Here is a 16699-nt window from a genome sequence, read left to right as displayed (position 1 = left end):
GCCGCGTGTACCGGGGCGAACCACGGCCGGGCGCCCGCCCGCCGCTGCTGGTCATCGCGCACGGCTCCCGCGACCCGCGGCACGCCGAGACCGTCCGCGCGCTGACCCGGCGGGTGGCGGCGACCAGGGCCGGGCTGCGGGTGGACACCGCGTTTCTGGACTTCTGTGCCCCCTCCGTACCGCAGGCGGTGCGGCGCCTGGCCGCCGACGGGGTGCGGCAGGCTGTGGCGCTGCCGCTGCTGCTGACCCGGGCCTTCCACGCCAAGACCGACATCCCCGCGGTACTGCGGGAGTCCGCCGCCGCGGTGCCCGCGCTGCGGCTGCGCACGGCGGAGGTACTGGGCCCGTCGCCGCTGCTGACCGCGGCCCTGGAGCGGCGGCTGCGCGGGGTTGGGCTGCGGCCCGGTGACCGCCCCTCGACCGGTGTCGTCCTGGCCTGCGCCGGCTCCACCGACCCGGAGGCGCGCGCGGTGATCGACGGCATCGCCCGGGAGTGGGAGCGTACCGGCTGGTCCGCGGTGCGCCCCGCCTTCGCCTCCGCCTCGCTGCCGAGGACCGAGGACGCGGTACGGGCGCTGCGCGCCGAGGGGGTGCGCAGGATCGCCGTCGCGCCCTACGTCGTCGCGCCCGGCTTCCTGCCGGACCGGATCGCCCGCGGCGCCCGCGAGGCCGGCGCCGACGTGCTCGCCCCGGTGCTCGGCGCCGCCCCCGAGCTGGCGGCGCTGCTGCTGGACCGCTACGACGAGGCGCTCGTCCGGGTCCGGCGCCACCAGGCGGCCTGACCCGGTGGGGGACGTGCTTTCCGGCCGGTTCAGGCCGCCTGGTGGCGCCGGACCGCCCCCGCCCCGCCCGCCCGGACACCGGCGGAGGCCGGCGCCGCGCCCCGGGTCGGGGCGGGGCGCCGGCCTGGTCGGGTCCGGACAGGTTTGGCGACGGATGGCCGGGAAACCCTGCGTGAAACCCCCGCGCGCGGATGGGACACTTACGGTGGCCATCCTGGATGGCTGTTGACCCGGGCATATGCGGGGGACAGCGGGGCGGACATCGGACCAGGGAGAGGCGGGGCATGGCGGACGCGGTGTTCACCGAGGACCGGGCACGGGCGGTCCTGGACGCCGCCGGGCATCCGGCGGCCGAACTGCTCTCCTTCGGAGAGAACGCGGTCTTCGCGGCCGGCCGGCTGGTGATCAAGGTCGGCCGCGGCGAAGACCTGCTCGACCGGGCGCGCCGCGAGGTGCGCACCGCGGACTGGCTGGCCAAGCACGACGTGCCCGCGGTCCGGTCGGCGGAGTCCGAGGTGCGGCTGATCGACGGGCACCCGGTCACGTACTGGCAGCGGCTGCCGGAGTCGCTGCGGCCCGCCGAGCCCGCCGACGTGGCGCCGCTGCTCAAGCTGGTGCACGCGCTGCCCGAGCCGGACTTCGGGCTGCCGCCGCGGGATCTGCTCGGCGGGGTGGAGCGCTGGCTGCGGATCGCCGGGGAGTCGATCGCCCCGGCCGACGCGGCCTATCTGCGCCGCCGCAGGGACGGCTTCGCCGAGGCCGCCGCCGGTCTCGTGCCGCGCCTGCCGCGCGGGCCGATCCACGGCGACGCGCTCCCCCGCAACGTGCACATCGGCCCCGACGGTCCGGTCCTGGTCGACCTGGAGACCTTCTCCTCCGACCTGCGCGAGCACGACCTCGTGGTCCAGGTGCTCAGCCGCGACCGCTACGGCGTCGACCCCGCCGCCTACGACGCCTTCACCGCGGCGTACGGCTGGGACGTCACCGAGTGGTCCGGCTGCGACATCCTGCGCGGCGCCCGGGAGACCGCCGGCTGCGCCTGGGTGGCCCAGCACGCCCCCGCCAACCCCGCGGCCCGCACCGAGTTCCGCCGCCGGGTCGCCTCCCTGCGCGCCGAGGACCCGACCGTCCGCTGGTACAGCTTCTGACCCCATTCCCGCCGTACGCCGCCGGGCCGCCCCGTCCCACCCCCCGGCCCCGTGGGGACGGACCGGCCGCCTGACCGGAGCGGCCCGGCCTCCGGCCCCCACGGGGCGAACCCCGTCCGGCCACCGGTCCGGCCGCCCCGCCGGAGCAACCCCGGCGGCCACGCCACCGCACGCCGCCGCGGACCGGCCGCAGGCAGCATCCCCGGCCGGACGCCGGCCCGCCACTCCCGCGCACGCGCCGCCCGCGCAGGGCCGCGGCGCGGGCCTGGCGCCGGGTCAGGCCAGCGGCGCGGTCAGCCGCAGCGGCCAGCCCGTGTCGACGTCCGCGTCGGAGGAACCCTTGCCGCGCAGCCAGGCGGCGAAGTCCTCCGCCCAGGCGGCGTACCAGCCGCGTTGGGCCTCGTGGAGGTCCCAGACGTCGATCTGGGCGGCCTTCGGATACCGCGCCGCGACCGCGCGGGCGACCCGTACCGCCGCCAGCGCGTCCGCGCCCGCCTCGTGGGCGCCGTCCAACCGCACCCCGTAGACGCCGCAGGCGGCTTCCAGCGTGCGCTTGCCGCGCCGGTACTTGTCGAGCGCCCGGTCCATCACCAGCGGGTCCACCACCGGGCCGGCCCGCCCGCCGGGGGCGGCCAGCGGCGGCAGCGCGTAGCGGCGCAGCTCCTCGTCCAGGAGGGTGAGGTCGAAGGGCGCGTTGTAGACGACGACCGGCACCGACGCCGCCCAGTAGCCGCGCAGCGCGTCCGCGATCTCGGCGACCACCTCGGGCGCCGGCCGCCCCTCGGCCGCCGCCCGCGCGGTGCTGACGCCGTGTATGGCGGTGGTCTCCGCCGGGATCGGCACCCCGGGGTCGGCCAGCCACCCCCGGTGCCGCACCGGCTCCCCCGCCTTGACCTCGGTGACCGCCGCGGTCACGATCCGCGCCTGCCGCGGATCCGTCCCCGTGGTCTCCAGGTCGAAGCCGACCAGCAGATCCTCGTGCCATGCCATGGCGAGTCCTTCCCACCCGATTCCCCCGCGTGCCCTTGCGCTGCCATCATCCCGTGGGGCACCGACAGTTGCGCCCGGGGCCGGGCCGTGACGCACCGTCGGCAGCCCGCCGGGGACGCCTGCCGCGGCCTCCGGCGGCTGCGCGAGCGCGCCCGGAGGCCGGCCGGAGGGAGCCCGCGGCAGCCGGCCGGCAGGGTCGCTCGCCGCGAGCCGGGCGCGTCCGGCCGGAGGACCCGTCAGGAGACCGGCCGCGAGTCCGTCCAGATCCCCTCGAACTCCTCGCGGTAGACGTCGAAGAGCCCGCCCTCGGCGGGCCGGTCGTCGGCGACCACCCGCCGCGCGCCGCCGCGCAGCACCAGCACGGGCACCTCCATGCCGCGGGCCCGGCGCAGATACGTCTGCACCACCGCGAGCCCCTCGGCGGTGTCCCCGTCGACGAGGTACGCGGTGAACCGCGGGATCTCGTCGAAGACCTGGATCTCGAAAGCGCCCTGGTCCCGCAGCCGGGCCCGGACCCGCCGCATGTGCATGATGTTCATCTCCACCGACCGGCTCAGCTCACCGCGCCCCAGGCCCAGTTCGCGCTCCCGGCGGCGGGTGGCGCTGCTGGCCGGGTTGAGGAAGAGCAGCCGCACCCGGCAGCCGGCCTCCACCAGCCGGACCAGCCGGCGGCCGGAGAAGTTCTGCACCAGCAGGTTGAGGCCGATCCCTATGGCGTCCAGCCGGCGGGCGCCGGAGAAGAGGTCCTCGACGGGCAGCTGCCGCTGAAGTCTCACCCGATCGGGGTAGACGCCGATGACGTCGGAGTAGCGGTCGGCGACCAGTTCCTCCATCACGTCCACCGGCAGCCGGTCCGCCGCCGTGCGGGCCGGACCCGCGCCCAGCAGCTCCAGCACCCGGGCCGAGGCCCGCTCCGCCTGGTCCAGCACGGTCCTGGACAGCGCCCGGTTGCGGGAGACCACGTGACGGGCGACTTCCAGTTCGTCCAGGGCGAGTTCCAACTCGCGCCGGTCGTCGTAGTAGGGCTCGAAGCAGGGCCAGTGCTGGACGACGAGTTCACGCAGCTGGGGGAGCGTCAGGAAGCTGAGCACGTTGTCGTCCGCGGGGTCGAGCAGAAAGCCCTTGCGGCGGCTGACCTCCCGTACGGCGACGGCCCGCTGCACCCATTCGTGTCCGGCCGGTCCGGCCGCCGCGACCACCCAGTCCGCTCCGTGCACGGGCTCGTAGATCGGGCGCAGCACCGCGTTCACGACGGCGCGCAGGCGCTGCTCGACGAGATTCAGCCATACGTAGGCCCGCCCGGCCCGGCGGGCGCGGGTGCGCACCTCGGCCCAGGCGCGGGAGCCCCAGTCCAGCTCCGCTCCGATCTCCAGCGGCGCGGCGACGGAGACCGCGCCGGGCAGCGGCTCCACGGTGGCACCCTCCGCGACGTGCCGGTCACCCTGCTCACCGCCGCCAGGGAGCATCAGACCTCCGGACGTCACCACCTCACCGCCTCCCGCCCCCGTCCACGATCAAGGAAGGGTACTGCGGTGCGGGGGGCGTCGCAGCCGTATCGACCCTACTTGACTACTACCGGACAACCTCATCACCCTTGCGGTCGCTGCCTGTTGTGGCAGTGTCACCCTCGGGTGGGACCGGATGGGAGGATGCGTCTTCGGCAACGTGACTTCTGGGTACGCGGAACGGACCGTGTAGTCCGGTTATACGGAGTGGAAGAGTCATCAACATGCAAGTCTGGCCGGGTCAGTCCTATCCCCTCGGCGCCACCTTCGACGGGGCGGGCACCAACTTCGCCGTCTTCTCCGAGGTGGCGTCGCGGATCGAGCTGTGTCTGCTGCACGACGACGGCTCCGAGACGGCGGTGGAGCTGCGCGAGGCGGACGCCTTCGTCCGGCACGCCTACCTGCCGGGAGTGATGCCGGGACAGCGCTACGGCTTCCGGGTGCACGGGCCGTACGACCCGGCCCGCGGCCACCGCTGCAACTCGGCGAAGCTGCTGCTCGACCCCTACGCCAAGGCGATGAGCGGCGGCATCGACTGGGACGAGGCGGTCTACGGCTACCACTTCGGCCAGCCGGACTCGCGCAACGACCTGGACTCCGCCCCGCACACGATGGCCTCGGTCGTGGTCAACCCCTACTTCGACTGGGCGGACGACCGGGCGCCGCGGATCGACTACCACAAGACGGTCATCTACGAGGCCCACGTCAAGGGCCTGACGATGACCCACCCGGGCCTGCCGGAGGAGATCCGCGGCACCTACGCGGCCCTGGCGCACCCGGCGGTGATCAGCCATCTGGTGGAACTCGGGGTGACCACCCTGGAACTGATGCCGGTGCACCAGTTCATCCAGGACCACCGGCTGATGGACGCCGGGCTGGCCAACTACTGGGGCTACAACACCATCGGGTTCTTCGCCCCGCACCACTCGTACTCCTCACTCGGCGACCGCGGCCAGCAGGTGCTGGAGTTCAAGACGGCGGTGCGCGCGCTGCACCGGGCCGGCATCGAGGTGATCCTGGACGTGGTCTACAACCACACCGCCGAGGGCAGCCACCTGGGCCCCACCCTGTCACTGCGCGGCCTGGACAACGCCTCCTACTACCGGCTCGCCGCCGACCGGCGCTACTACACGGACACCACCGGCACCGGCAACAGCCTGCTGATGCGCAGCCCGCACGTGCTCCAGATGATCATGGACAGCCTGCGCTACTGGGTCACCGAGATGCACGTGGACGGCTTCCGCTTCGACCTGGCCGCCACCCTGGCCCGGCAGTTCCACGAGGTGGACCGGCTGTCGTCCTTCTTCGACCTGGTGCAGCAGGACCCGGTGGTCTCCCAGGTGAAGCTGATCGCCGAGCCGTGGGACGTCGGCGAGGGCGGCTACCAGGTGGGCAACTTCCCGCCGCTGTGGACCGAGTGGAACGGCAAGTTCCGTGACACGGTGCGGGACCTGTGGCGCGGCGAGAGCGCCACGCTGGCCGAGTTCGGCTCCCGGCTGACCGGCTCCTCCGACCTGTACCAGGACGACGGCCGCCGCCCGCTGGCCTCCATCAACTTCGTCACCTGCCACGACGGCTTCACGCTGCGCGACCTGGTGTCGTACAACGACAAGCACAACGAGGCCAACGGCGAGGGCAACCGGGACGGCGAGAGCTTCAACCGGTCCTGGAACTGCGGCACCGAGGGCGAGACCGAGGACCGGGCGGTACGGGCGCTGCGCGCACGGCAGATGCGCAACCTCGTCGCCACCCTGATGCTCTCCCAGGGCGTGCCGATGATCTCGCACGGCGACGAGTTCGGCCGCACCCAGCGCGGCAACAACAACGTCTACTGCCAGGACAACGAGCTGTCCTGGATTTCCTGGCCGGGCAAGCCGGGCACCTCCGAGGAGGACGACGAGGCGCTGCGGCTGCACGACTTCACCCGCAGCATGGTGTGGCTGCGCCGGGACCACCCGGTCTTCCGGCGCCGCCGGTTCTTCCACGGCCGGCCCGTGGAGGGCACCCACGACGAGCTGTCGGACATCGCCTGGTTCACCCCGGAGGGCAAGGAGATGGCCCAGCGGGACTGGCAGGCCACGAACGCCAGGACGCTGGTGGTCTTCCTCAACGGCAACGCGATCTCCGAGCCGGGGCCGCGCGGCGAGCCGGTCATCGACGACTCCTTCCTGCTGATGTTCAACGCCGCGCCGCGCGCCCAGGAGTTCGTGGTGCCGGACAACCACGGCAGGGAGTGGCACCTGGTGGTGGACACCGAGCGGCCCGAGGGGGTGCCGCCGGGCGGCGGCGAGCGGGTACAGGCCGGGGACCGGCTGCTGCTGGCCGACCGCAGCATGGTGGTGCTCCGGCGGCCCCTGGACTGAGACGGGGCCGCCGGACACGCCTGAATTCCCGATCCGGGGTAGAGAGGATCCATGACCGCACACTCCGCGACGCCCGGCTCGACCTACCGGGTGCAGGTGCAGCCCGGCTTCACCTTCGCCGACACCGCCGAGGCGGTGCCCTACCTGGCCGAGCTGGGCGTGACGCATCTGCACCTGTCCCCGGTGCTGGAGGCCGTCCCCGGCTCCACCCACGGCTACGACGTGGTGGACCACACCCGGGTCCGCGCCGAACTCGGCGGCGAGGAGGGGCTGCGGGAGCTGTCCCGGCGGGCGCGGGCGCACGGCCTCGGACTGATCCTGGACATCGTGCCCAACCACATGGCGGTACCGGTCCCCGAGCACCTCAACCGCGAGCTGTGGGCGGTGCTGCGGGACGGCCCCGGCTCGCGGTACGCGTCCTGGTTCGACGTCGACTGGGCGGCGCTGGACGGCCGGGTGCTGCTGCCGGTGCTGGGCGAGCCGCTGCCGGACGCGCTCGGCAGCCTGTCGGTGGTGCACGACGAGGCGGCGGGCGGCAGGGTGCTGGCGTACTACGACCACCGCTTCCCGCTGCGGCCCGGCACCGAGGACCTGCCGCTGCAGGAGCTGGTGGCGGCCCAGCACTACCGCCTCGCCTACTGGCGCGAGGCCCGCACCGAGCTGAACTACCGGCGCTTCTTCACCATCTCCGACCTCATCGCGGTCCGCGTCGAGCACCCGGAGGTCTTCGCGGCCACCCACGCGACCGTGCTGCGGCTGCTGCGCGACGGCGTGGCGGACGGCCTGCGGATCGACCACCCCGACGGCCTCGCCGACCCCGCGGGCTATCTGCGGCGGCTCGCCGCGGCGAGCGGCGGGCGCTGGACTGTGGTGGAGAAGATCCTCCAGCGCGAGGAGTGGCTGCCCGCCGACTGGGAGTGCGCCGGCACCACCGGCTACGACGCGCTGGACCGGATCGACGGCCTGTTCACCGACCCGGCCGGGGTCGAGGCGGTCAGCGGCTTCTACCGCGCGTTCACCGGCGCCGAGGACGACCTGGGCGGGCGGTGGGCGCCCACCGCCCGCCGGGCCGCGTACCGGGTGGTGACCCGCGACCTGGCCGCCGAGGTGTCCCGCCTGGAGCGCACCGCGGAGCGCGCCCGCGCCGCGGTCCCCGGCAGCCCCCCGTACGGGCCCGAGCAGCTGGGCGACGCCCTGCGCGCGCTGCTGGTCCGGGTGCCGGTCTACCGGCCCTACGTCGTCGCGGGCACCCCGGCCGGGGCGGGGGACGTCGCGATGCTGGAGCGGGCGGCGGAGCAGGCCCGGCGGGAGAGCGCCCCGGAACTGGCGGGCGCGCTGGACTTCGTACGCGACCTGGCGCTGGGCCGGGCCGGCGGCGCGGCGGCCGGCGACGCGGGCACCCCGGCAGCGGCCGGCACCGCCGGCAGCACCGCCGCCGCCGACTTCACCGCCCGCTTCGCCCAGGTCGCCTCCGCGCTGCACGCCAAGTCGGTGGAGGACGCCGGGTTCTACCGCTATGTGCCGCTGCTGTCGCTGTGCGAGGTGGGCCGCGACCCGGGACGGCCGGCCACCACGCCGGCCGAGTTCCACGCCTACTGCGACCGGGTGCGGCGCGAGCGGCCCGCGACCGGGACCGTGCTGTCCACCCACGACACCAAGCGGAGCGCCGACCTGCGGATGCGCCTGGCGGTGCTGTCGGAGCTGCCGGACGCCTGGGCCGAGTGGCTCGGCGCCCGCCAGGCGCGGGCCGCGGCGTCCGGCGTGGCCGCCGCGCCCGACCGGCACACCGAGTACACCGTCTTCCAGAGCGCTCTCGGCCTCGGCCGCCCACAGCGGGAGCGGCTGGTGCCGAACGCCCTCAAGGCGGTCCGCGAGGCGGGTCTGCGCACCACCTGGACCGAGCAGGACGAGACGTACGAGAAGGCCGTCACCGACTTCACCGGGCAGGGCCCGTGCGGCGTCCAGGCGTACGACGTCGGCGCCTTCGCGGCCACGCTGCGCCCGTACGAGGAGGCGAACATCCTCGGCGCGGCCCTGCTGCACCTGACGATGCCGGGAGTACCGGACCTCTACCAGGGCACCGAGTGGCCGGTGCACACCCTGGTCGACCCGGACAACCGCGGCCCGATGACCGGCCCGGCCGAAGACGCCCGGCACCCGGCCGGCCCCGCCGCCCTGCGCCGGCTGTCGGAGGGCGCCGCACCGCGCTCCTTCGACGAGGCCAAGCTGCGGCTGACCGCGGTCGCCCTGCGGCTGCGCCGCGACCACCCCGAGTGGTACGGCCCGGCCGCCGGCTACGAGCCGCTGGCCGCCGACGGCCCGGCGGCCGGCCACCTGGTCGGCTACCTTCGCGGCGGCGGCGCGCTCACCGCGGTCACCCGGCTCTCGCGGCGGCTGGCCGACGCGGGCGGCTGGCGGGACACCGTCCTGCCGCTGCCGCCGGGCCGCTGGCGCGACCGCCTCGGCGGCGCCGTCCACGAGGGCCGGGTCCGGCTGCCGGACCTGCTGGCCCAGGCCCCGGTGGCCCTGCTCACCGTCGAGTAGCCTCGCGTACCGGCCGGGAGGCCGCCCGGCGGCGGCGCGTCCGCCGTTTTCCGGACACCGGGCGGTCCGGCCCGCCGGGCACGTGTGAACTTCGTCTGAACCCGCCCGCCCCCGGGCATGGATGTGTCCGGGACCCGGGCAGGCGTGCGCGGGGGGCCGGCGCGATCCGGCCCGGCCGGCGACAACCGCAGGAAGACACGACCGCGAGCGACGGGAGCCGTGCGTGCTGTTCGAGGTGTGGGCGCCGAGCGCCCGACAGGTGGAGATCGTGATCGAGGACCGCGCCCACGCGCTCGGCCCCGACCCGGCCCGGACCGGCTGGTGGCAGGCCGAGCTGCCGGCCGGTGACGGCACCCGGTACACGTACCGGCTGGACGGCAGCCCGCCGCTGCCCGACCCGCGCTCGCGCCGCCAGCCGGACGGTCCCGACGGGCCCAGCGCGGTGGTCGACCAGGACGCCTTCGCCTGGACCGCGCCGTGGCCGGGCCGCCCGCTGCCGGGCGCGGTTCTCTACGAGCTGCACGTCGGCACCTTCACCGCGCAGGGCACCTTCGACGCCGCCGCCGAACGCCTTCCGCACCTCGCGCGGCTCGGCATCACCCATGTCGAGCTGATGCCGGTCTGCCCGTTCCCCGGCACCAACGGCTGGGGGTACGAGGGCGTGTCGCTGTGGGCGGTGCACGAGCCGTACGGCGGCCCGGCCGCGATGAAACGGTTCGTCGACGCGGCCCACCGGCACGGCCTGGGCGTCGTCCTCGACGTGGTGCACAACCACCTGGGGCCCGCCGGCAACCACCTGCCGCCGTTCGGGCCGTACTTCACCGACCGGCACCACACCCCGTGGGGCGACGCGGTCAACCTGGACGCGCCCGGCTCCGACGAGGTGCGGGACTTCCTCATCGGCAGCGCCCTGGCCTGGCTGCGCGACTACCGGCTCGACGGGCTGCGGCTCGACGCCGTGCACGCCCTGGTCGACACCCGGGCGCTGCACTTCCTGGAGGAACTGTCCGCCGCGGTCGACGCGCTGGCGGCGGCGGTCGGCCGCCCGCTGTTCCTGATCGGCGAGTCCGATCTGAACGACCCGCGCACCACCGCCCCGCGCGAGGCCGGGGGCCTCGGTCTGCACGCCCAGTGGAACGACGACTTCCACCACGCGGTGCACACCGCGGTCACCGGCGAAGAGCAGGGCTACTACGCCGACTTCGCCGCCGCCGGGCCGGCCGCCGTCGCCAGGGTGCTCACCCGCGGCTTCTTCCACGACGGCACCTGGTCGTCCTTCCGCGGCCGGCACCACGGCCGCCCGCTGAACACCGCGAAGGTCCCGGCGCACCGGCTGGTCGGCTACGCCCAGACCCACGACCAGATCGGCAACCGGGCCACCGGCGACCGGCTGACCCGGGATCAGCTCGCCACCGCCGCCGCGCTGGTGCTCACCTCGCCGTTCACCCCGATGCTCTTCATGGGCGAGGAGTGGGGGGCGAGCACGCCGTGGCAGTTCTTCACCGACCACGACGACCCGGAGCTCGCGCGGGCCATCACCGAGGGCAGGCGGCGGGAGTTCGCCTCGCACGGCTGGTCGGCCCAGGAGGTGCCCGACCCGCAGGACCCGGCCACCAGGGACCGGTCCTGCCTGGACTGGGCGGAGCCGGACAAGGCCGGGCACCGGGAGCTGCTGGAGTGGTACCGGGCGCTGATCGCGCTGCGCCGGGCCGAACCGGCGCTGACCGACCCCCGGCTGGAGACGGTGGCGGCGACGCCGGGCGGCCGTACGCTGCTGGTCGGCCGCGGCCCGTTCCGGATCCTGGTCAACTTCTCCGACGCGCCGGCCCGGGTGCCGCTGAACGCGCCCTGCGAGGTCGTCCTGGCCCGCCCGGCGTGCAAGCTGCTGGCCGCCGGTCCCCTGGTGCAACTGCCGGCCCGCGGGGCGGCCGTGCTGCGGGTGGCGGGCGCTACCGTGGAGGGGTGACGCGGACCGAGCCGGCAGCCCCGGCCCAGCAGACAGAGCCGTTCGCCGACTGCGTGCTGTGCGGCGAGCCGACCGAGCACCCCGCGAGCGCCCGGGGCGCGACGCTGTGCCCGGTGTGCGAGTGGCAGGAGGCGCAGCGCACGGCCTGCTCGGGCTGACCGCCCGGCGGGCCGCGGCGGCCGGCCTGGCGGCCGACCGCCGGCCCGCGGCCCGCCGGACCTGCCGTCGGCGGCACCGCCGCCGGGCCGGTCGCCCGGTTGAGCCGGTTCAGCCCGGTCGGTCGGCGTCGCGGGCCAGCGCGGTCAGCCGGGAGACCGCGCGGAAGTACTTCTTCCGGTAGCCGCCGGCCAGCATGTCCTCGCTGAACAGCCGGTCGAACGGCGTCCCGGAGGCCATCACGGGCACCTCCCGGTCGTACAGCCGGTCGGCGAGCACGACCAGCCGCAGCGCGGTGGCCTGGTCGGTGATCGGCTCGACCCCGCGCAGGAACACCGCGCCGACCCCGTCGCACAGCGCCCCGTACCGGCTCGGGTGGACGGTCGCCAGGTGCGCGGCCAGCGCCCCGAAGTCGTCCAGCGAGGCGCCGGGCGTACGGCGGGCCGCCGCGGTGACCTGCTCGTCGGTGTACGGGTCGGGGGCGGCCGGCAGGCCGCGGTGGCGGTAGTCCTCGCCGTCGATCCGCAGCGAGGCGAACCGCGCGGACAGCCCCTGGATCTCCCGCATGAAGTCGGCGGCGGCGAACCGGCCCTCGCCGAGCCGGCCGGGCAGCGTGTTGGAGGTCGCGGCCAGCCGTACCCCGGCGTCCGCGAGCCTGCCCAGCAGCGTGGAGACCAGCACGGTGTCGCCCGGGTCGTCCAGCTCGAACTCGTCGATGCAGACCAGGCGGTGGCCCTGGAGCGCTCGCACGGCCCGCTGGAAGCCGAGGGCGCCCACCAGGTTGGTCAGCTCCACGAAGGTCCCGAACGCCTTCTGCTCGCGCGGCGCCGGGGTGGCGTGCCACAGCGAGGCCAGCAGGTGCGTCTTGCCGACGCCGTACCCGCCGTCGAGGTAGACCCCGCCCGGGGCCGGGGGCGCCGCCGGTTCGCGCCGGAACCATTTGCGGCGCCCGCCGGAGGGCGCCCCGCCCAGCGACGCGGCGAAGGCGGTGAGCCGCTGCACCGCCGCCGTCTGGCTCGGCTGCCCGGGGTCGGGCACGTAGGTGTCGAAGCGCACACCGTCGAACCGCGGCGGCGGCACCATCTCCGCGACCAGCCGTCCCGGCTCGACCTCGGGCCTGCGGACGCTGAGGGCTATGGGCCCGGCGGTCTGCGGGCCCCCTTGGGAGGTCGAGGAGGACGCCGCGGAGGATGAGGTGGACACGGCTGCCGAGCTTAGTCCGTCCGTGCCCGGTCCCCGGCCGGCCCGGTGTGCCTCCGGCCGGCCGGCCGGCCGGAGGCACACCGGGCCGGGGCGGGCCGGGACGGACCCGGGCCGGGTCCGGAGGGCCGGCCGGAAGCGGCCGCGTGGTCCCGGACCGGGGGCGGGGGAGCCGGGCGGGGGAGCCGGGCCCCCGCCCGGCCCCCGCCCCCGCCCCCGGTCGGAAGGAGGAGGGCCGCACGGTGCCGGACAGCGGGCCGCCGGTTCGTCCCCGGCCGATGCCCGGCCGCCCGCCACCCACCCGCGGCGGGACGTGTGACAGCCGCCGGCGGACGCGGGGCCAGGACAGCACCCGGGCAGGGGTTACCGGGCACCAGGGGGCGGACCGGCCCGGTCCGCCCGCGGCCCGGACCCGGCCGCTCCCGCTCGGTCCGATCGGTGGCGGGCGCCAGGGCGGGCAGGGGGCGGGCGCGGATGTCGGCCGGAGGAGGGCCGCGGGGTGCCCGGGGGCGGGTCGCGAAGGCGCGTGCGAGACTTCCGGCATGCAGCGGCTGTTTCCCCGTCCGGGGCCCGGAGCGAGGCCGGAGCCGGCGCTGGACGGCGTACTCGGCCTGGCGGACGCCTACGCGTACCCCGCGGACCGGCCGGCCGGCACGCCGTACCTGCGGGCGAACATGGTGGGCTCGCTGGACGGCGCCGCCAGGGCGGACGGCAGGTCCGCGCCGCTGTCCTCGCCCGCCGACATGCGCCTGTTCGGTACGCTGCGCGCGCTCGCCGACCTGATCCTGGTGGGCGCCGAGACGGTCCGCCAGGAGGGCTACCGGCCGGCCAGGGCGCGCGACGCCTTCGCCGCCCGGCGCGCCGCGGCCGGGCAGCCGCCCGCCGCGGCGATCGGCGTGGTCTCCCGCCGGCTGGACCTCGACTTCACCGCGCCGCTGTTCGCCGACCCGGTGGTGCCCACCCTGGTGCTGACCGGCGCCGGGGCCCCGGACCGCGCCCTCGCCGCCGCCCGCGCGGCCGGCGCCCGCGTGGTGGTGACCGGTGAGGGCGACGGCGTGGACCCGGTCCGGGTTGTCCGGGAGGTGGCCGCCCTCGGCTTCACCCGGCTGCTGCACGAGGGCGGGCCGCGGATCCTGGCCCAGTTCGCGGCGGCGGACGTGCTCGACGAGCTGTGCCTGACCCTGTCCCCGCTGCTGACCGGCGGGGACGCCCCCCGGATCATGAACGGCCCCGGCGTCGTGCCGCCGGCCCGCTTCGCCCCGGTGTCGGTGCTGGAGGAGGACGGCTTCCTGTTCACCCGCTACGTCCGGGCCTGACCCGGGGAGTCCCGCCCTACCACCGGCGGGGCGAGCGCCACGCCGAAAAATCGGATTCTTCCGTTCCGCTTCGCCGCACGCGGGAACACTTATCCCGGTGCCCCGTGAAGATCGGGGCAGGATGGTTGCTGTGGCGGCCCGGTGGCCGAATGAGGCCGGTGGCCCATGAGAAAGAAGGACGCGTCCGTGTTCACGACCGTACTCATGATCGAGAAGCCGCTCGCCCACGCCGATGTGGAGATGGTCACCACCCTGCACGGCGACGAGCAGGTGTCCTTCGTCGTCCTCATGCAGCCCCGCGGGGACCAGGACCGCCTCCTGCGGGCCGTGGACGACGTGGCGCTCGGCCACCTGGAGGACGCGGCCCGCGAGAACGGCGTCCCGGAGGGCCGGGAGGCGTTCCCGCCCGCCGAGCGCTCGCTGTCCCACTCCCTGGAGGCGCTGCGGCAGGCCGGCGCGCAGGCGGTCGGCCAGGTGGTGGAGGAGCACCCGCTGGACACGCTGCGCACGGTGGTCGAGCGGACCGGGGCCGACGAGGTGATCGTGCTGACCGCGCCGCACTTCGTGGAGGAGTTCTTCCACCGCGACTGGACCTCCCGGGCCCGGCACAAGGTGGGCGTCCCGGTACTGAAGCTGTTCGCGGAGCAGGACTGACCGCGGGCCGGGCGGTGACCGCCGCGGACGCGGCGGCGGGCCGGGCCCGCGGGAGGCGTCCGGGCGGACGCCGACGGCGCCGCCCGCCGGGGACCTGGGCGGGATGCGAGAATCAGGCCCAGTCAGCGACGCAGCAAGCACCCGGGAGAACCGCGCATGAGCCCGACCAGCCCGTCGATTCCGCCCGCCCTGGACCGGCCGCACTTCATCGGCATCGGCGGCGCCGGAATGTCGGGCATCGCGAAGATCCTGGCCCAGCGCGGGGCGGTGGTGGCCGGCAGCGACGCGAGGGACTCCGAGACCGCCGCGGCGCTGCGCGCGCTGGGTGTGACCGTGCACATCGGCCACGACGCGGCGCACCTGGCGCCGGAGGCCTCCGCGGTGGTCGTCTCCAGCGCGATCCGCGCGGAGAACCCTGAGCTGGCGGCGGCCCGGGACCGCGGCGTCCCGGTGGTGCACCGCAGCGACGCGCTGGCCGCGCTGATGGCGGGCAGCCGCCCGATCGCGGTGGCCGGCACGCACGGCAAGACCACCACCACCTCGATGCTGGCGGTGGCGCTGACCGCCCTCGGCCTGGAGCCGTCGTACGCGATCGGCGGCGACCTGGACGCGCCGGGCTCCAACGCCCACCACGGGGACGGCGGGATCTTCGTCGCGGAGGCCGACGAGAGCGACCGCAGCTTCCACGCCTACTCCCCCGAGGTCGCCGTCGTCCTGAACGTGGAGCTGGACCACCACGCCAACTATGCCTCCCTGGAGGAGATCCACCGGTCCTTCGAGACGTTCGTCGGCAAGGTCCGGCCGGGCGGCACCCTGGTGGTCTCGGCCGACCAGCCGGGCGCGGTCGAGCTGACCTCCCGGGTCCGGGGCACCGGCTCGCCGCGCGTCGTGACCGTCGGCGAGGCCGAGCACGCCGACGTGCGGATCACCCGGATCAACCCGCGCGGGCTGACCAGCGAGGTCACCGTGCTGCTGGACGGCCGGCTGCTGACCTTCACCGTCTCCGTACCGGGCCGGCACTACGCCCACAACGCCGTCGCCGCGCTGGCCGCCGGGATCGCGGTGGGCGTCCCGGCCCGCAATCTGGCCGCGGCGCTGGCCGGGTACACCGGGGTCAGGCGCCGGCTCCAGCTCAAGGGCGAGGCGGCGGGCGTCCAGGTGATCGACTCCTACGCCCACCACCCCACCGAGATGGCCGCCGACCTGGAGGCGATCCGCGGCGCGGCCGGGCCGCACGCCCGGGTGCTGGTGGTCTTCCAGCCGCACCTGTTCAGCCGCACCCGCGAGCTGGGCGCCGAGATGGGCGGCGCGCTGGCGCTGGCGGACGCCTCGGTGGTGCTGGACGTCTATCCGGCCCGGGAGGACCCGGTGCCGGGCGTCACCAGCGAGATCGTCGTCGGGGCGGCGCGGGCGGCGGGCGCCGACGTGACCGCGGCGCACGACGCGGCGGCGGTGCCGGAGGCGGTGGCAGGAATGGCGAAGGCGGGTGATCTCGTTCTCACCATGGGGGCGGGCGACGTGACCGACCTCGGTCCGCTGATTCTCGCCCGTCTCGACAGCTGAAAGGACCTCCATGTCGTATGAAGTGAAGAAGACCGACGAGCAGTGGCGTGCGGAGCTGTCCCCGCAGGAGTACGCGGTCCTGCGCGAGGCCGGCACCGAGCGTCCCTTCGTCGGCGAGTACACCGACACCAAGACCGAGGGCGTGTACTCCTGCCGCGCCTGCGGGGCGGAGCTGTTCCGCTCCGACACCAAGTTCGAGTCGCACTGCGGGTGGCCGTCCTTCTACGACCCGGCCGACTCCAGGGCGGTCGAGCTGATCGAGGACCGCACGCTGGGCATGCTCCGCGTCGAGGTGCGCTGCGCGGCCTGCGGCTCCCACCTGGGCCACGTCTTCGAGGGCGAGGGGTACGGCACCCCGACCGACCAGCGGTACTGCATCAACTCCATCTCGCTGCGGCTCGCCCCCGCGGAGTGAGGGCCGCCCGAGGCGGCCCGGACGCGCGCCGGGCCGCCGCCCTCGGGCGTACCCGCCCGGTTTGGGCCGGCCGCCGGATCCCCTGATGGCAGACTGG

At 75.5% G+C, this 16699-nt stretch carries 13 protein-coding genes; 10 read left to right on the top strand and 3 right to left on the bottom strand.

Annotation, left to right across the window (positions count from 1 at the left end; all coding sequences use genetic code 11):
- Positions 1–5: 5 nt before the first annotated feature.
- Entirely contained in the window at positions 6–782 is a 777-nt protein-coding gene (locus RLT57_RS25225; protein WP_311299543.1) for a sirohydrochlorin chelatase, read from the top strand.
- A 284-nt stretch (positions 783–1066) separates the two neighbouring features.
- The gene (locus tag RLT57_RS25220) at positions 1067–1930 is read left to right on the top strand and encodes an aminoglycoside phosphotransferase family protein (RefSeq protein ID WP_311299542.1); all 864 of its coding nucleotides are present in this window, start codon (positions 1067–1069) and stop codon (positions 1928–1930) included.
- Positions 1931–2206: 276 nt separating this feature from the next.
- On the opposite strand, the gene RLT57_RS25215 is transcribed toward RLT57_RS25220, so the two are convergent.
- Together RLT57_RS25215 and RLT57_RS25210 are read right to left on the bottom strand one after the other, a co-directional pair.
- On the bottom strand, positions 2207–2920 hold the full coding sequence (locus tag RLT57_RS25215) for a 3'-5' exonuclease (RefSeq protein ID WP_311299541.1): 714 nt from the start codon (positions 2918–2920) through the stop codon (positions 2207–2209).
- Between the two features lie 236 nt (positions 2921–3156).
- On the bottom strand, positions 3157–4404 hold the full coding sequence (locus tag RLT57_RS25210) for an SAV2148 family HEPN domain-containing protein (RefSeq protein WP_311300859.1): 1248 nt from the start codon (positions 4402–4404) through the stop codon (positions 3157–3159).
- Positions 4405–4649: 245 nt separating this feature from the next.
- Here RLT57_RS25210 and glgX point away from each other — a divergent pair, with 245 nt between their 5' ends.
- From glgX to RLT57_RS25190, 4 genes are all read left to right on the top strand, one after another.
- Positions 4650–6788: a glycogen debranching protein GlgX gene (gene glgX, locus RLT57_RS25205; protein WP_311299540.1), complete on the top strand. Its 2139-nt coding sequence runs from the start codon at positions 4650–4652 to the stop codon at positions 6786–6788.
- Positions 6789–6839: 51 nt separating this feature from the next.
- Positions 6840–9332 carry a malto-oligosyltrehalose synthase gene (gene treY / locus RLT57_RS25200; protein WP_311299539.1) on the top strand — a complete coding sequence of 831 codons (2493 nt, stop codon included), beginning with the start codon at positions 6840–6842 and terminating at the stop codon, positions 9330–9332.
- Between the two features lie 223 nt (positions 9333–9555).
- The gene (gene treZ, locus RLT57_RS25195) at positions 9556–11298 is read left to right on the top strand and encodes a malto-oligosyltrehalose trehalohydrolase (protein ID WP_311299538.1); all 1743 of its coding nucleotides are present in this window, start codon (positions 9556–9558) and stop codon (positions 11296–11298) included.
- Positions 11295–11456, top strand: coding sequence for a hypothetical protein (locus RLT57_RS25190; RefSeq protein WP_311299537.1), 162 nt, complete (start codon positions 11295–11297; stop codon positions 11454–11456). The genes treZ and RLT57_RS25190 overlap by 4 nt, the downstream gene beginning before the upstream one ends.
- A 109-nt stretch (positions 11457–11565) precedes the next feature.
- Here RLT57_RS25190 and zapE read toward each other — a convergent pair whose 3' ends face one another.
- Positions 11566–12657, bottom strand: coding sequence for a cell division protein ZapE (gene zapE / locus RLT57_RS25185; protein WP_311299536.1), 1092 nt, complete (start codon positions 12655–12657; stop codon positions 11566–11568).
- A 539-nt stretch (positions 12658–13196) separates the two neighbouring features.
- Here zapE and RLT57_RS25180 point away from each other — a divergent pair.
- From RLT57_RS25180 to msrB, 4 genes are all read left to right on the top strand, one after another.
- A complete protein-coding gene (locus RLT57_RS25180; RefSeq protein WP_311299535.1) occupies positions 13197–13970 on the top strand; it encodes a pyrimidine reductase family protein in 774 nt (257 codons plus the stop codon).
- A 165-nt stretch (positions 13971–14135) separates the two neighbouring features.
- Positions 14136–14624, top strand: a complete 489-nt coding sequence (locus tag RLT57_RS25175; protein WP_311299534.1) for an indole-3-glycerol phosphate synthase — start codon at positions 14136–14138, stop codon at positions 14622–14624.
- Between the two features lie 156 nt (positions 14625–14780).
- Positions 14781–16187, top strand: a complete 1407-nt coding sequence (gene murC / locus RLT57_RS25170) for a UDP-N-acetylmuramate--L-alanine ligase (RefSeq protein ID WP_311299533.1) — start codon at positions 14781–14783, stop codon at positions 16185–16187.
- A 10-nt stretch (positions 16188–16197) separates the two neighbouring features.
- Positions 16198–16602, top strand: a complete 405-nt coding sequence (msrB, locus tag RLT57_RS25165; protein WP_311299532.1) for a peptide-methionine (R)-S-oxide reductase MsrB — start codon at positions 16198–16200, stop codon at positions 16600–16602.
- Positions 16603–16699 lie beyond the last annotated feature (97 nt).

It is taken from the genome of Streptomyces sp. ITFR-21, from assembly GCF_031844685.1.
Taxonomy (GTDB): Bacteria; Actinomycetota; Actinomycetes; order Streptomycetales; family Streptomycetaceae; genus Actinacidiphila.
Note: the sequence above shows the minus strand (reverse complement) of the source record. Positions and strands in the feature narration are given on the sequence as shown.

What these genes read in the sequence shown, in the direction of transcription:
- msrB (WP_311299532.1), top strand. Translation starts at nt 16,198, where the DNA reads ATGTCGTATGAAGTGAAGAAGACCGACGAGCAGTGGCGTGCGGAGCTG.
- treY (WP_311299539.1), top strand. Translation starts at nt 6,840, where the DNA reads ATGACCGCACACTCCGCGACGCCCGGCTCGACCTACCGGGTGCAGGTG.
- RLT57_RS25220 (WP_311299542.1), top strand. Translation starts at nt 1,067, where the DNA reads ATGGCGGACGCGGTGTTCACCGAGGACCGGGCACGGGCGGTCCTGGAC.
- RLT57_RS25215 (WP_311299541.1), bottom strand. Translation starts at nt 2,920, where the DNA reads ATGGCATGGCACGAGGATCTGCTGGTCGGCTTCGACCTGGAGACCACG.
- RLT57_RS25175 (WP_311299534.1), top strand. Translation starts at nt 14,136, where the DNA reads ATGAGAAAGAAGGACGCGTCCGTGTTCACGACCGTACTCATGATCGAG.
- RLT57_RS25180 (WP_311299535.1), top strand. Translation starts at nt 13,197, where the DNA reads ATGCAGCGGCTGTTTCCCCGTCCGGGGCCCGGAGCGAGGCCGGAGCCG.
- murC (WP_311299533.1), top strand. Translation starts at nt 14,781, where the DNA reads ATGAGCCCGACCAGCCCGTCGATTCCGCCCGCCCTGGACCGGCCGCAC.
- glgX (WP_311299540.1), top strand. Translation starts at nt 4,650, where the DNA reads ATGCAAGTCTGGCCGGGTCAGTCCTATCCCCTCGGCGCCACCTTCGAC.